The sequence below is a fragment of the Oceanisphaera sp. genome (assembly GCF_048268965.1).
GTDB lineage: Bacteria > Pseudomonadota > Gammaproteobacteria > Enterobacterales > Aeromonadaceae > Oceanimonas.
The window spans coordinates 1-14,148 of sequence record NZ_JBLWUK010000010.1 but is presented as its reverse complement, the minus strand read 5'-3'; the positions used below and the strand labels follow the sequence as shown (position 1 = coordinate 14,148).

At 54.0% G+C, this 14,148-nt stretch carries 14 protein-coding genes and 1 rRNA gene; 2 read left to right on the top strand and 13 right to left on the bottom strand.

The genetic code is table 11. From position 1 onward, the window contains the following. Nucleotides 1-2 precede the first annotated feature (2 nt). From ubiD to trxA, 3 genes are all read right to left on the bottom strand, one after another. Nucleotides 3-1,502, bottom strand: coding sequence for a 4-hydroxy-3-polyprenylbenzoate decarboxylase (gene ubiD, locus ACN0VL_RS06680; protein WP_417615732.1), 1,500 nt, complete (start codon nt 1,500-1,502; stop codon nt 3-5). A 111-nt stretch (nt 1,503-1,613) separates the two neighbouring features. Further along, on the bottom strand, nt 1,614-2,879 hold the full coding sequence (gene rho, locus ACN0VL_RS06675; RefSeq protein WP_417615730.1) for a transcription termination factor Rho: 1,266 nt from the start codon (nt 2,877-2,879) through the stop codon (nt 1,614-1,616). A 182-nt stretch (nt 2,880-3,061) separates the two neighbouring features. Further along, nucleotides 3,062-3,388, bottom strand: a complete 327-nt coding sequence (gene trxA / locus ACN0VL_RS06670) for a thioredoxin TrxA (RefSeq protein ID WP_417615728.1) — start codon at nt 3,386-3,388, stop codon at nt 3,062-3,064. Between the two features lie 114 nt (nt 3,389-3,502). On the opposite strand from trxA, the gene rhlB reads away from it, so the two are divergent. Further along, nucleotides 3,503-4,810 (top strand): ATP-dependent RNA helicase RhlB, encoded by a 1,308-nt coding sequence (rhlB, locus tag ACN0VL_RS06665; RefSeq protein ID WP_417615727.1) that lies wholly within the window; start codon nt 3,503-3,505, stop codon nt 4,808-4,810. Between the two features lie 5 nt (nt 4,811-4,815). Then, nucleotides 4,816-6,306, top strand: coding sequence for a guanosine-5'-triphosphate,3'-diphosphate diphosphatase (gene gppA / locus ACN0VL_RS06660; RefSeq protein WP_417615725.1), 1,491 nt, complete (start codon nt 4,816-4,818; stop codon nt 6,304-6,306). A 490-nt stretch (nt 6,307-6,796) separates the two neighbouring features. Here gppA and hemB read toward each other — a convergent pair whose 3' ends face one another. From hemB to rrf, 10 genes are all read right to left on the bottom strand, one after another. Beyond that, nucleotides 6,797-7,819: a porphobilinogen synthase gene (gene hemB / locus ACN0VL_RS06655; RefSeq protein ID WP_417615723.1), complete on the bottom strand. Its 1,023-nt coding sequence runs from the start codon at nt 7,817-7,819 to the stop codon at nt 6,797-6,799. Nucleotides 7,820-7,849: 30 nt separating this feature from the next. Continuing rightward, on the bottom strand, nt 7,850-8,629 hold the full coding sequence (locus ACN0VL_RS06650; protein ID WP_417615721.1) for a TatD family hydrolase: 780 nt from the start codon (nt 8,627-8,629) through the stop codon (nt 7,850-7,852). After that, nucleotides 8,626-9,375: a twin-arginine translocase subunit TatC gene (gene tatC / locus ACN0VL_RS06645; RefSeq protein ID WP_417615719.1), complete on the bottom strand. Its 750-nt coding sequence runs from the start codon at nt 9,373-9,375 to the stop codon at nt 8,626-8,628. Before tatC ends, ACN0VL_RS06650 begins: the two co-directional genes overlap by 4 nt. Continuing rightward, on the bottom strand, nt 9,376-9,735 hold the full coding sequence (gene tatB / locus ACN0VL_RS06640; protein ID WP_417615717.1) for a Sec-independent protein translocase protein TatB: 360 nt from the start codon (nt 9,733-9,735) through the stop codon (nt 9,376-9,378). It abuts the gene before it with no gap. A 2-nt stretch (nt 9,736-9,737) separates the two neighbouring features. Further along, a complete protein-coding gene (gene tatA, locus ACN0VL_RS06635) occupies nt 9,738-10,004 on the bottom strand; it encodes a Sec-independent protein translocase subunit TatA (RefSeq protein ID WP_417615715.1) in 267 nt (88 codons plus the stop codon). A 75-nt stretch (nt 10,005-10,079) separates the two neighbouring features. Beyond that, entirely contained in the window at nt 10,080-11,717 is a 1,638-nt protein-coding gene (ubiB, locus tag ACN0VL_RS06630; RefSeq protein WP_417615713.1) for a ubiquinone biosynthesis regulatory protein kinase UbiB, read from the bottom strand. Then, nucleotides 11,714-12,334, bottom strand: a complete 621-nt coding sequence (locus ACN0VL_RS06625; protein WP_417615711.1) for a ubiquinone biosynthesis accessory factor UbiJ — start codon at nt 12,332-12,334, stop codon at nt 11,714-11,716. The genes ubiB and ACN0VL_RS06625 overlap by 4 nt, the downstream gene beginning before the upstream one ends. Beyond that, on the bottom strand, nt 12,334-13,089 hold the full coding sequence (gene ubiE / locus ACN0VL_RS06620; RefSeq protein ID WP_417615709.1) for a bifunctional demethylmenaquinone methyltransferase/2-methoxy-6-polyprenyl-1,4-benzoquinol methylase UbiE: 756 nt from the start codon (nt 13,087-13,089) through the stop codon (nt 12,334-12,336). The genes ACN0VL_RS06625 and ubiE overlap by 1 nt, the downstream gene beginning before the upstream one ends. Nucleotides 13,090-13,146: 57 nt before the next feature. Continuing rightward, complete coding sequence (crcB, locus tag ACN0VL_RS06615; RefSeq protein WP_417615707.1) at nt 13,147-13,533, bottom strand: fluoride efflux transporter CrcB; 387 nt, start codon at nt 13,531-13,533, stop codon at nt 13,147-13,149. Between the two features lie 405 nt (nt 13,534-13,938). Beyond that, nucleotides 13,939-14,053 (bottom strand): 5S ribosomal RNA (gene rrf, locus ACN0VL_RS06610). Nucleotides 14,054-14,148: the final 95 nt, after the last annotated feature.

The following is a 14,148-nucleotide window of genomic DNA, read 5'->3' as shown; positions in this document are numbered from 1 at the left end:
GACTATCCTTTGAGTTCATTCTGTTTGGTGCTCGAGTCCAGGATCCCCAGTTGATCCCATAAACCGTCGACTCTTTGTTTTATTTCGTCTGTCATGACTATGGGTAAACCCCATTCCCGGTCGGTTTCACCCGGCCACTTGTTGGTGGCGTCCATCCCCATTTTGGAGCCGAGGCCGGATACCGGTGAGGCAAAATCCAAATAGTCGATGGGGGTGTGCTCGATCAGGGTGGTATCGCGCGCTGGGTCCATTCGGGTCGTAATCGCCCAAATCACATCGTTCCAGTCTCTGGCATTGACATCGTCATCACACACGATAACGAACTTGGTGTACATAAACTGACGTAAATACGACCAAACGCCGAGCATAACCCGTTTGGCATGACCCGGATAGCGCTTTTTAATGGTCACTACCGCCATCCGATACGAGCAGCCTTCCGGCGGTAAATAGAAGTCGACTATCTCGGGAAACTGCTTTTGCAGAATGGGCACAAACACCTCGTTCAGTGCCACCCCCAAAATAGCCGGTTCATCCGGTGGGCGTCCGGTATAGGTCGAATGATAAATCGCATCCTGGCGACGCGTAATACGCTCTACGGTAAAGACCGGAAACTCGTCAATCTCGTTGTAGTAACCGGTATGATCGCCATAAGGCCCTTCCGGTGCCATTTCATCCGGGTAAATAACCCCTTCCAGTACGATCTCGGCACTGGCGGGCACTTCCAGATCACTGCCGATGCATTTTACCACTTCGGTGCGACTGCCGCGCAACAAGCCGGCAAAGGCATATTCCGACAGTGTATCTGGCACCGGCGTCACGGCGCCGAGAATGGTTGCCGGATCGGCCCCCAACGCCACGGCCACCGGATAAGGCTGGCCGGGGTTGGCTTCTTGCCATTCCCGAAAGTCCAGCGCACCGCCCCGGTGGCTGAGCCAGCGCATGATGACTTTATTCTTGCCCAACAGCTGCTGACGATAAATACCCAGGTTTTGGCGCTTCTTGTACGGACCTCGGGTAATGGTCAAGCCCCAGGTAATCAAGGGGGCGGCATCGTCGGGCCAGCAGTGCTGAATGGGCAGCTGCGTCAGATCAACCTGATCGCCTTCCAGCACTATTTCCTGACAAGGCGCTTTCTTCAGCCGTTTGACCGGCATGTTCAGCACCTGTTTGAAAATAGGCAGCTTTTCCATCAGCTCTTTCAGGCCTTTGGGTGGCTCGGGTTCTTTCAAGTATGATAACCAGCGCCCTACTTCACGCAACGAATCGACATCCTGCTGGCCCATGCCCATGGCCACCCGTTTGGTGGTCCCAAACAGGTTGCCCAGCACCGGCATATCAAAGCCCTTGGGGTTTTCAAACAACAACGCCGGACCGCCCGCCTTGAGGGTGCGATCGCAAATTTCGGTCATTTCCAGGTAGGGGTCGATTTCATGCTGAATACGCTTGAGTTCGCCCTGAGCTTCGAGCTGTGCGATAAAGTCTCGCAAGTCCTTATATTTCATAGGTTTATTCCAAGAGCATCGACAAATGTCGAAGATTATACCCTGTCCACCTTGCCTTGTATCGGGCAATAAAAAACCGCGGACCAGCCGCGGTTTTTACAGGTACAAGGCTTATTTCTGCTGCCGCTTCATGGCATCGAAAAATTCGTCGTTGGTTTTGGTCATCGCCAGCTTGTCGATCAAAAACTCGATGGCATCGCTCTCACCCATGGGGTGGACGATTTTACGCAGGATCCACATTTTCTGCAGTTCATCCGACGTGGTCAGCAGTTCTTCGCGACGGGTACCGGAACGGGTAATATCGATGGCAGGATACACGCGCTTCTCGGCAATTTTCCGCGACAAGTGCAGCTCCATGTTACCTGTGCCCTTGAACTCTTCGTAGATAACATCATCCATCTTGGAGCCTGTTTCTACCAGGGCGGTGGCGATAATGGTCAGGCTGCCGCCCTCTTCCACATTACGCGCCGCACCAAAGAAACGCTTGGGTCTGTGCAGGGCGTTGGCATCCACACCACCGGTCAGTACCTTGCCAGAGGAAGGCACGACCGTGTTGTAGGCCCGGGCCAGACGCGTGATGGAGTCCAGCAAAATCACCACGTCTTTTTTATGCTCGACCAGACGCTTGGCTTTTTCAATCACCATGTCGGCCACTTGCACGTGACGCTGTGCCGGCTCATCAAAGGTAGAAGCGATCACTTCACCTTTTACCATGCGCTGCATTTCGGTTACTTCTTCCGGGCGCTCATCGATCAGCAAAACAATCAACACACACTCGGGGTGGTTATAAGAGATGCTTTGCGCAATATTCTGCAGCAGCATGGTCTTACCGGCCTTGGGCGGGGCGACGATCAGGCCACGCTGACCTTTACCGATCGGCGAGGCCAGATCCAGTACCCGGGCGGTAATGTCTTCGGTAGACCCGTTACCGCGCTCCATTTTCATGCGCTCATCGGCATGCAGGGGCGTCAGGTTTTCAAAGAGTATCTTGTTACGCGCGTTTTCGGGACGGTCGTAGTTGACCTCGTTTATTTTCAGCAGCGCAAAGTAACGCTCGCCCTCTTTGGGGGGACGAATTTTACCGGCAATGGTGTCACCGGTGCGCAGGTTAAAGCGCCGGATCTGGCTGGGCGAGACGTAAATATCGTCCGGGCCGGCCAGATAGGAAGAGTCGGCACTGCGCAAGAAGCCAAAGCCGTCTTGCAGAATTTCCAGCACGCCATTGCCGAAGATGTCTGCACCACTTTTAGCGTGCGCCTTAAGAATAGCAAAAATGATGTCTTGCTTGCGTAAACGAGCCAGGTTTTCCAGGCCCATTGTTTCTCCAAGCTTTACCAGCTCGGAAACAGGGGTACTCTTGAGTTCGGTAAGATTCATAGTGGTGGGTTTCTATCAACCAGGATGTGTTAAATAGTAGGAAAGTCTGCCGGGATGAGACTTGAAATTGCAGGGCCCTGGGGCACAAAGTAGATTAGCAAACGAACAATAAACTAGCACTAAAAAAACAGCGCGTCTAGCAAAAACAACAAGAGGCGCTTTGCGCACCTCTTGTTCCGGTATTACAGGTTGGCGTCCAGGAACTCTTTTAACTGAGTTTTAGACAGTGCGCCTACTTTGGTCGCCGCTACTTCGCCGTTTTTAAACAGCAACAAAGTAGGAATACCACGAATGCCGAATTTAGGTGGGGTATCGGCGTTCTGGTCGATATTCAGCTTGGCCACGGTGACCTTGCCTTCATACTCTTCGGCTACTTCAGCCAGAATAGGGGCGATCATTTTACAAGGGCCACACCATTCAGCCCAGAAGTCTACCAGAACGGGGCCATTGGCTTTAACCACGTCAGCTTCGAAGCTGGCATCGGTCAGCTGAACAATTTTGTCACTCATCTCCAACTCCAATCAGTTGTTTTATGCCTCAACACACAACGTAAGGCAATTTAGTTGGCCTATTTCAAATGATCCTGTTTATTATTGCAAGCCTAACCTGATATTCTGAACGTTATGAGCAAAACACACTTAACAGATGTAACATTTGCCCAGCTGGGTCTGCAGCCTCAGGTTGTCGCCGGACTGGAAGCAAAAGGATTTCACAACTGCACGCCGATTCAGGCGTTGTCGTTACCCCATTTAATCGCTGGCAAGGATATCGCCGGGCAAGCCCAGACGGGCACGGGTAAAACCATTGCCTTTCTTGCCGCCACCTTTGATCATCTACTGACCACGCCAGCTCCGGAGCAGCGTCAGCTTAACCAGCCAAGAGCCATTATCATGGCGCCTACGCGCGAGCTGGCGGTACAGATTTATAACGATGCCGATACCATGTGTGCCAGTACCGGCCTTAAGCTGGGCCTGGCCTATGGTGGCGAAGGCTACGAGCAGCAGACCGACGTCTTAAACGCCGGCGTCGATATTCTGATTGGCACGACCGGCCGCATTATCGATTTCCTGAAGAAACAGGTGATCGACATGGGCGCCATTCAAGTAGTGGTGCTGGATGAAGCGGACCGCATGTTTGATCTGGGCTTTATCAAGGACATTCGTTTCCTGTTCCGTCGCATGCCCCCCGCCGCACAACGCATTAACATGCTGTTCTCTGCCACCTTGTCGCTAAGAGTGCAGGAGCTGGCCTACGAACACATGAACAGCCCGGAACATGTTGCCATTGAGCCGGAGCGCAAGACGGGCATTCGCATCAAGGAAGAGTTATTTTACCCGGCGCAAGAAGACAAAATGCTGCTGTTGCTGACCTTGATGGAAACCGAGTGGCCCGACAAGGCCATAGTGTTCGCCAACACCAAGCACAGCTGTGAAAAAGTGCATGCCTGGCTGGCCCAGGATGGCCACCGGGTCGGTCTGCTGACCGGCGATGTTCCGCAAAAGAAGCGCCTGACCATTCTTGAGGACTTTACCAGCGGCGCGCTCGATATTCTGGTGGCGACCGATGTGGCTGCTCGCGGCTTGCACATTCCCGACGTGACCCACGTCTTCAACTACGACCTGCCCGATGATCCCGAAGATTATGTACACCGCATTGGTCGTACCGGCCGGGCCGGGGCCAGCGGCTGTTCCATCAGCTTTGCCTGTGAAGAGTATGTGTTCAACCTGCCGGCGGTAGAAGCCTACATAGAGCATGAAATTCCGGTCAGCAAGTATGATAACGAGGCTCTGCTCGACGACGTTACTGCGCCTACCCGTATCCATCACCACAGATCCCAGGCCAATCGCGGCAACCGTGATCGTCAGGGGGGCGGCCAACGACGCCCCGGTGGGCATCATCGTCGCCGCCAGCCTCAGGGCGGACGGAGTTAAGCCAGGTGAACAACAGCGCCCTCTACGCCGCCATCGATCTTGGCTCGAACAGTTTTCATATGCTGGTGGTGCATGAGGTAGCCGGAGGCTGCCGCACCCTGGCCAAGATCAAGCGCAAGGTGCGTCTTGCCGCCGGCTTGCAGGCCGATGGCAGCCTGGATGCAGCCTCTCTGCAACGAGGCTGGGATTGCCTGCGGTTGTTCGCCGAGCAATTGCAGGATATTCCCGCCGACCATATTCGCATTGTGGGCACCGCCACGCTGCGCCTGGCCACCAACATCGACCACTTTCTGCACCAGGCCGAGGCCATACTCGGCCATCCGGTGCGCATTATTTCCGGTGAAGAAGAAGCCGCCCTTATCTATCAAGGCGTAGCCTGGACCTCTTCCGGTACCGGCCGCCGGCTCGCCATCGATATTGGCGGAGCCAGCACCGAATTAATCATTGGGGACGGCACCTCGGCTCTGCTGCTGAACAGCCTGAACATGGGCTGTGTGACCTGGCTAAGTCGGTATTTTTCCGATGAGCGGTTAACCGAAGCAAACTTCGAGCAGGCCATTGCCGCCGCGCGTCATGTGTTAACCCCCGTGGCCGGCACTTACCTCAAACTGGGCTGGCAAGGCTGTATTGGCGCCTCGGGCACCATACAGGCGATTCAGGAAATCATGATCAGTCAGGGCGAGGATGAACTCATCACCCTGGAAAAGCTGCTGCGGCTCAAGCAACAGGCCATTGCCTGCCAACGCCTCGACCAGCTTTCCCTGCCCGGCTTGCAGGCCGATCGCGTCAGCGTTTTCCCGTCTGGCCTGGCGATTCTTATCGCCCTGTTCGACTTGCTGGCCATCGAGGAGATGGTGCTGGCCGGAGGGGCCCTGCGTGAAGGTTTGATGTACGGCATGCTGGGGCAGCGGCAGGAATGCGATGCCAGAGAGCGTACCGCAGACAGCCTGATCAGTCGCTACCAGCTAGACAGAGATCAGGCCGAGCGCGTGCGCAGGACGGCCCTGAAGGCCTTACAGCAAGTGGCCAGCAGTCAGCCTCTGGATGCCTCAGCCAATGCCATGCTGGCCTGGTCGGCCCTGTTGTACGAATTGGGGCTGTGCATCGAATACAAGCGCGCGCCCGAACATGCGGCCTATATTATTCACCACATCGATTTACCCGGCTTTACCACGGCACAGCAACAACTCCTGGGTGCCCTGCTGCTGAACCAGCGCGATGAGTTTCAGCTGGCGGCATTGGAGCAGCAAAGCGCGATAGCCACCGAGCAGGCGATTTTATTGGCCCGGCTCTTACGGCTGGCCATTATTCTTTGCCTGCGCCGCACCCGTGGTACCGTGCCCGAGTTTCAACTGGTGGCTAACGAGCAACAGCTCACGCTGACACTACCGGCAAACTGGAGTAAAACGCACCACCTGCGTGCCAGTGAGTTACAGCAAGAAGCCAAACGCCAAACCGCACTGGGCTGGCCACTGGTGATTGAAGAACGAAGCTGAGCCAATAAAACCCGTCAGGTGTGAAGAGTGAGATGCAGGCTAACCCCGCCCCTTATACCAATTACACTCAACAATTGAGCTGTTTTCACTTCATGTAACAGTCGGACAAACGGCCTACTCCACCGACTCGCTGCAAGCACATCCCTGTGGCGCTCAGCACATGACCTCCCTGTCATGTGATGGTCGGTGGAGCAGAACCCTTTGTCCTCCTTCATGCTGCAAAGTCGCCTGTTGGCACTGTCTTCGGGCAACTCAGTGCTTGTGGAGAGGCAACAGAGTTCGGCTCCCACGACCGTGAAATGACAGGGATGTCATTTCCCGAGCCCCCAGGGATGGGTTTATGGCGTGTCGTGGGAGTTGACTCTGTTTCCTCTGGTACTCAGCTTTAAAATAGATCATGTTTTTACTTAGATTGGTATTACTCTTCACCCTTCACGGTAAAGAAAAGGCGCCTTGCGGCGCCTTTCTTATACTCTTTGCTGTCAATGCTTCATTTGCTGCTTTGTTCTTCACGCAGCCACTGAGCCACTCGCTTGGCGAAGTAGGTCAGAATGCCATCGGCACCGGCGCGCTTGAAGCACAATAGCGATTCCATCACGGTTTCCCGCTCTTTCAGCCAGCCATTTTGAATCGCTGCCATGTGCATGGCATATTCTCCACTCACCTGGTAGGCGAAGGTGGGCACGCCAAATTGATCTTTCACCCGGCGTACCACATCCAGATACGGCATGCCTGGCTTGACCATGACACTGTCGGCGCCTTCTTCAATATCGAAAGCCACTTCCTGCAATGCTTCGTTGCTGTTGGCCGGATCCATCTGATAGGTAGACTTGTTGCCGCCTTTGAGGTTGCCGGCAGAGCCAACGGCATCCCGGAAAGGTCCGTAATAGTTGGAGGCATACTTGGCAGAATACGCCATGATCTGGGTGTTGATAAATCCGGCTTCTTCCAATGCCTGGCGAATGGCGCCAATACGGCCATCCATCATATCGGAAGGTGCCACTATGTCGGCACCGGCCTGCGCATGGCTGAGCGCCTGCTTGACCAGTACCTCTGTGGTAACGTCGTTCAGCACATAACCGTCATCGTCCAGAATACCGTCCTGACCGTGTACCGTAAACGGATCCAGTGCCACGTCCGTCATGACACCCAGCTCGGGAAACGCTTCTTTTAGTGCCCGCACTGCGGCCTGAGCCAGGCCTTCTGGATTGTAGGCCTCTTCTGCCATCAGGCTTTTCTGGTTGGCCTCCACGACCGGAAACAAGGCGATCAGGGGCACGCCCAGCTTCACCAGTTCGGCGGCTTCTTCCAGCAATAAATCAATGGATAACCTGTCTATGCCAGGCATGGACTCGACCGCTTCGCGGCGCCCAACCCCGGGCAGTACAAATACCGGATAAATCAGATCATCAACCGTCAGTCGGTGCTCTCGCACCAGGCGACGGCTAAAGTCGTGCTTGCGGGTACGGCGCAGGCGACGTGAATGAAAACCACCAAATATCTGTTGAGTCATAACTACTCCAAAGTGAGTCCTGAATCGTTCCTAAAGACGGAAAAAGGCGCGGCTGGTTGCCCTGGTATCGGCAATCAGCGCCTCGGGGCTTTCACCCCGGCAGGCGGCAATACGGTGTGCAATATGCGGTAAATAAGCCGGCTCATTACGCCGACTGGCCGGCTTGGGTGACAAATCTCGCGGCAACAGATAAGGGCTGTCGGTTTCGATCATCAGCCGGTTGCCCGGGATCAGCGACACCAGTCGCTGCAGATCCTGCCCCCGACGCTCGTCGCAGATCCAGCCGGTAATGCCGATATGCAGATCCAGCGCCAGGCAATCACGCAGTTCGGCTTCGCTACCGGTAAAACAATGCAGCACGGCCGCCGGCAGCTTGCTCCGCCAGGGGGTCAGAATGTCCATGAAGCGCTGGTGAGCATCCCGGCAGTGCATAAAGACCGGCAGCTGCAACTCGGCCGCCAGCTCCAGCTGGGCTTCAAACACCGCGTCCTGCTGAGGGCGCGGCGAAAAGTCGCGATTGTAATCGAGACCGCACTCACCAATGGCCACCACTTCCGGGCGCATCGCCAGTTCGTGCAGCCTGCTCAAACTGTGCGCGTCGAAGGTCTTGGCATCGTGGGGGTGAATGCCGGCGGTGGCATAGCAAAACCCCGCCTGGCTGGCCGCATAATCCGCCACCGCCCGGCTTTCGGCTAAATTGGTGCCCGTCAAGATCAGGGCAGAGACACCTGCCGCTTTGGCTCGCCCCAACACCTCGTCTCTATCGCCATCAAACTGACTGCTGGTCAGGTTAACCCCAATATCAATCATGATGCTTGATCCTGTTCTTCCTCATCGTTCTTGTTGCGGGTATAGAAGCGCGCAAAAAATACGCCTACTTCAAACAACAGCCACATGGGAATGGCCAACAAGGTCTGGGAAATGATGTCGGGTGGCGTCAGTAGCATGCCAACAATAAATACCACGACAATCACGTAGGGACGCTTGCTTGCCAAGTCCTTCGGCGTGGTCACCCCGGTCCAGCATAACAAAATAGTGGCGATGGGAATTTCAAAGGCAATACCAAAGGCGACAAACAGGCCGAGCACAAAATCGAGATAGCTGGCAATGTCGGTGGCAATGGTTACCCCTTCCGGGGCCATTTTGGTAAAAAAGGCAAAGGCCAGCGGAAACACCACGAAGTAGGCAAAGGCGGCTCCGGCATAAAACAGCAAGGCGCTGGAAAACACCAGTGGCGCTATCAGCCGCTTTTCGTGCTTGTAAAGCCCGGGGGCGATAAACGCCCACACCTGATATAGCACATACGGAATGGCCAGAAAGAATGACACTATCAGCGTCAGCTTCATCGGCGTTAAGAACGGGGTCGCAACGCCGGTCGCGATCATGCTGGTGCCTTCCGGCAGTTGCCGCAGCAAGGGTTCGGCCAAAATGGTGTAAATGTCGTTGGCAAAGTACACCAAGGCCAGAAAGACCAGCACAATAGCGCCGAACGCACGCAACAAGCGGCCTCTCAGCTCCACTAGATGGCTGATAAGTGGCTGATGTATTTGGTTCATTTAAGGTTTATCCTGCGGTGCTTGAGAAGATGAAGTCTGTTCGCCCTCATCGTTTGGCGCTGCTTTTTTTTCGTAGGGTCGCGTGACGGAAGCCGCCGCCTCTTTTAACTGATCAACGGACTCCTGAAGCTCCGGACTCAGTGTTTTCATGTTGAGCTGTTCGGCTTTTTTCAAGTCTCGATGCAGCTCGTCCATTCTTAGCTCTTGCGACAGCTCTGTTTTGACCGCATTGGCAGTATCTCGTACCGTTTTAAAAAGCCGAGACACGGTTCTGATCGCCACCGGAAGTCGCTCCGGTCCCAATACCAGAAGCCCAACCACGGCTATGACCACCAGCTCCCAGAAACCGATATCAAACATGATTATACTCGATCGTTATCTTTGGTTTTTTCCTGATCCTTGGCCTTGAAAGCATCAGCTTGCTCTTTTTTGTCAGACAAAGACGCTTGTTTGAAGTCGGCATCCTGCTGATTTTTATCGCTTTCTTTATCGTCGTCGCTCATCGCCTTTTTAAAGCCTTTGACCGCCGATCCCAAATCGCTACCCATGCCGCGTAATTTTTTGGTCCCGAACAACAGCACCACAATCAAGACGACAATAAGCAGCTGCCAAACACTGATTCCACCCATGATCTTTTTCCTATGTAAAAAAGTAAACCAACATGATATCCGAGCTTGATGACAATACCTTGATATCAGATCACATTAACGCGCTATTTTTTGCCAACCCAGTAACCATACAAACAAAGTCAGTACCAAACCAGACATGGCCCATTCAATTTTATCCATTCCCAGCAGCAAGGTGCTGGCCAGCAGTATGCTCGCTCCCATGGCCAATAAAAAGCGTCCTTTTCCCTGGCGCTTGTTCTGCTGGGCAAATTGATCATAAAGGCCGTGCACCTGTCGCTGCTGGTACTTGGCCTGACGCAGCGCATCGTAGACAAGTTCAGGTAATTCCGGCAGTTTTTCGGCCCAGAATGGCGCTTTTTCTTTCACCGCATTAATGACCGCCTTGTAGCCAACCTGATTCTGCATCCATTCTTCCAGGAAGGGCTTGGCCGTCTTCCACAAGTCCAGCTGCGGGTAAAGCTGGCGACCGACCCCTTCCACATACAGCAGGGTTTTCTGCAGCAAAACCAGCTGTGGCTGTACCGCCATATTGAAACGCCGTGCCGTATTAAACAGATTCAGTAACACATGACCAAAGGAAATTTCCGACAGTGGCTTCTCGAAGATGGGCTCCAGCACGGTGCGAATAGCCGACTCGAACTCTTCCAGCTTGGTGTCGGCAGGTACCCAGCCCGACTCCACATGCAACTCGGCAACCTTGCGGTAGTCACGGTTGAAGAAGGCCAGAAAGTTCTCCGCCAGATAACGCTTGTCGTCTTTATTCAAGGTGCCGACAATACCGCAGTCGATACCAATCCATTGGGGGTCTTCAGGGTGTTCATAGGAGACAAAGATGTTGCCCGGATGCATGTCTGCATGAAAAAAGCTGTCGCGAAACACCTGAGTAAAAAAGACTTCTACGCCGCGCTCGGCCAACAGTTTCATGTTGGTACCATTGGCTTCCAGAGCCTCGATATCAGACACCGGAATACCGTAGATCCGCTCCATCACCAGCACATTTTCCTGGCAATAGCTGGAATAGATTTCGGGTACATACAGCGTGCCCGACCCTTCAAAGTTGCGGCGCAACTGAATGGCGTTGGCGGCCTCGCGCAACAGGTTCAGCTCATCAAACAAGGTCTTGCGGTATTCTTCTACCACTTCGACCGGGCGCAGGCGACTGCTGCGTACCGGCACCAGACGCGCCACCAAAGTGGCCATCGAGTGCATCAGGCTCACATCGGCTTCAATCACTTTCTCGATATTGGGCCGGATCACCTTGATCACGACTTCCTGCCCGGTTTTCAGCCGAGCCGTGTGTACCTGGGCAATAGAAGCCGACGCCAGCGGCGTTTCATCGAAGTCATCGAACAGCTCACCAATAGGCGCCCCCAGGCTGGTCTCGATCTGCTGGCGAGCCAATACACCGTTAAAAGGAGGGACCCTGTCTTGCAATAGCGCCAGTTCTTCTGCGATATCCGGTGGTAACAGATCCCGGCGAGTCGATAACATCTGGCCAAACTTGATAAAAACGGGTCCAAGGTGCTCGAATGCCAGACGAATGCGCTTGCCTCGCGACAGGTCGGGGTGGCGGTTTTTCAGCCAAAACAGGCTTTTTCTCGCCATCCGTGCCGGCCAGATCTGTAGCCGGGCCGGTATCAGCTCATCCAGCCCATAGTCGAATAAGGTTTTCCCAATCTGATAGAGTCGAACCAACTCCCGCAGCTTCTTCATGAATGCCTGACCTTATCTGTTAGCGTCGCCAGCCGTCTTTGCAGCTGTAACATATCTTTATGCAGTTCGGTGACCTCATCATTAAAATCAGCCAATTCCAGCGGCCCCACGGCCAGGCGCGCTTCTTCACGCACATAGTCACCCAGCTGGTCGCGCAAACCCAGGGCCCGTCGCTCTATTGCCGTTTTCAGTTCCCCACCATGACGACACAGCAGGTGCGCGACTATGTCTCCGGTGTAAGGAGCCAGCCAGCCTTCAATATCGATGCGGGGATCTTTCAGCACGGCGGTAAAGTCCTGCCAGGGAGTCGGATCGCCCTGCACATCGATGCGGCCGTCACGGATGTACTGCATCAACAAACCTTTGTCTTTCAGCAACCCCAGCGCATCCAGTGACAAGCTGAGATGACTGTCCACCACGCCTTCGTACTGCTGCAAGACCGCCAGTCGATCGGCAGAAAACAGCAGGTAAAGGCTGGCTACATTGGTGATGGTCAACTGCAGCACCTTGCCGTGCAAGGGTGCCATCTTCTTTAACCGTTCGGCGTCTTGACCTATAAAGCGGTTAAAGGCCGTTTCAAGGGTGCCATTAAGTAAGGGCCGCAACAGTGGAGTCATTAGAATTTGAACCCACGATGCAATGCGACTATGCCATCGGTCAGATTGAAGTATTCCACCTGCTCTAATCCAGCTTGCTCCATCATGCTCTTGAGGGTTTCCTGATCCGGATGCATACGGATAGACTCCGCCAGATACTGATAACTGTCGCTGTCTTTGGCCACTATGCTGCCGACTTTAGGCAGAATGTTGAATGAGTAAAAGTCGTACAGCTTATTCATCACTTCATGCTGCGGCTTGGAAAACTCCAGTACCAGCAAGCGTCCGCCCGGCTTCAGCACCCGTTGCATGGAGGCCAGCGCCTTGTCTTTATCGGTGACATTGCGCAGGCCAAAGGCGATGGTAATCAAATCGAAGTGGTTATCAGGAAAGGGGAGTTGCTCGGCATTGGCCTGTACATACGCAATGTTGCTGCCCAGGCCTTTGTTTCTCAGCTTGTCTCGGCCCACCTTGAGCATGGAGTCATTAATATCCGCCAGTACGACCTGACCGGTTTCGCCAACAATGCGTGAAAACTTGGCGGTCAAATCGCCGGTACCGCCCGCCAGATCCAGCACTTTCTGACCCTTGCGAACCCCGGAGCAGTCAATAGTAAACCGCTTCCAAAGCCGATGAATACCAAACGACATCAGATCGTTCATGATATCGTATTTAGCGGCCACCGAATGAAATACGCCGGCAACCATCTGCTCTTTTTCGTTGGCTTCTACCGTCTTGTAACCGAAGTGTGTCGTCGATTTGTGCTGTTCTGACATGCTGAAGGCACCTATAAAATCAAAGTAAGTGAGTGTACTGCAAATACGCGGCCTGGACTAACGAGAAGCCAGGAGACTGCTCGTTATCTGCATGCCAAAGTAGGTCAACATGATACAGCAAACCACATTCAGGCACACATTCAACATGGCCTTAAGCCATTGACCTTGTTCGAGTAGTAACAGGCTGTCGAGCGAGAAGGATGAAAAGGTCGTCAAGGCGCCCAACATGCCAACCATGACAAAAGGCCGCCAGCTATGCGCACTCACCAGCTGCTGTTGCACCAGTATAAAGACGCACCCCATCATCAGGGAGCCCAGCAGGTTGACCGTTAAGGTGCCATAAGGGAAGGATTTACCCAATAAACGAGCCATTAAGTCCGTGATGCCAAACCGTAATGTGGCTCCCAGGGCGCCACCGAGCGCGATAAATAGCAGGGTTTTCATGTGTGAGCCATGCAGTTAACAATGCAAAGAATAGGAAGAAGTTTACGCCTGACGGTAACAAAAACCCACCCTCATGAATACAATGCAGACAAGAAGCAGACCTTTCGCGCCCCACGGTTGGTGCCGCTCTGGCAAACAGGCATGAAAAAAGCCCGACTCTTTCGAATCGGGCTTTTTAATTGGGTGCCTGGCATGGCCCGTCCCCTTGCCCAGGGAGAAGGCTGCACTCGAGTCGCGAAACACTGAACAAGCGGTTCCGCCTGCGGCGAAATGCGAGAGTAAACGTTCGCCTACAACAGACGATGTCTGTCTTGGCTTGTCCCCTTCACTCTTTACGCTTCACCCTTCACTTTTCTGTAGACGAGAAAAAGCCCTTCACATTGGTGAAGGGCTTTTAAATTGGGTGCCTGGCAGTGACCTACTTTCACATGGCAGCTGCCACACTATCATCGGCGCGGCTGCGTTTCACTTCTGAGTTCGGCATGGGATCAGGTGGTTCCACAGCGCTATCGCCGCCAGGCATAAATTGTCATCTGGAAAACTGGTTTGTTTTGAAATAATTGTTTGTAGTTGCCTGCCTACGCAAGGTCTCACACTTCTTGGGTGTTGTATGGT

Bases quoted from the DNA above. Each gene is read 5' to 3' on its own strand.
- ubiD (WP_417615732.1), bottom strand. From the start codon at position 1,502: ATGAAATATAAGGACTTGCGAGACTTTATCGCACAGCTCGAAGCTCAG.
- ACN0VL_RS06625 (WP_417615711.1), bottom strand. From the start codon at position 12,334: ATGACTCCACTGTTGCGGCCCTTACTTAATGGCACCCTTGAAACGGCC.
- tatC (WP_417615719.1), bottom strand. From the start codon at position 9,375: ATGAACCAAATACATCAGCCACTTATCAGCCATCTAGTGGAGCTGAGA.
- ACN0VL_RS06650 (WP_417615721.1), bottom strand. From the start codon at position 8,629: ATGATTGATATTGGGGTTAACCTGACCAGCAGTCAGTTTGATGGCGAT.
- ubiB (WP_417615713.1), bottom strand. From the start codon at position 11,717: ATGAAGAAGCTGCGGGAGTTGGTTCGACTCTATCAGATTGGGAAAACC.
- ubiE (WP_417615709.1), bottom strand. From the start codon at position 13,089: ATGTCAGAACAGCACAAATCGACGACACACTTCGGTTACAAGACGGTA.
- rhlB (WP_417615727.1), top strand. From the start codon at position 3,503: ATGAGCAAAACACACTTAACAGATGTAACATTTGCCCAGCTGGGTCTG.
- tatB (WP_417615717.1), bottom strand. From the start codon at position 9,735: ATGTTTGATATCGGTTTCTGGGAGCTGGTGGTCATAGCCGTGGTTGGG.
- crcB (WP_417615707.1), bottom strand. From the start codon at position 13,533: ATGAAAACCCTGCTATTTATCGCGCTCGGTGGCGCCCTGGGAGCCACA.
- tatA (WP_417615715.1), bottom strand. From the start codon at position 10,004: ATGGGTGGAATCAGTGTTTGGCAGCTGCTTATTGTCGTCTTGATTGTG.
- rho (WP_417615730.1), bottom strand. From the start codon at position 2,879: ATGAATCTTACCGAACTCAAGAGTACCCCTGTTTCCGAGCTGGTAAAG.
- hemB (WP_417615723.1), bottom strand. From the start codon at position 7,819: ATGACTCAACAGATATTTGGTGGTTTTCATTCACGTCGCCTGCGCCGT.
- trxA (WP_417615728.1), bottom strand. From the start codon at position 3,388: ATGAGTGACAAAATTGTTCAGCTGACCGATGCCAGCTTCGAAGCTGAC.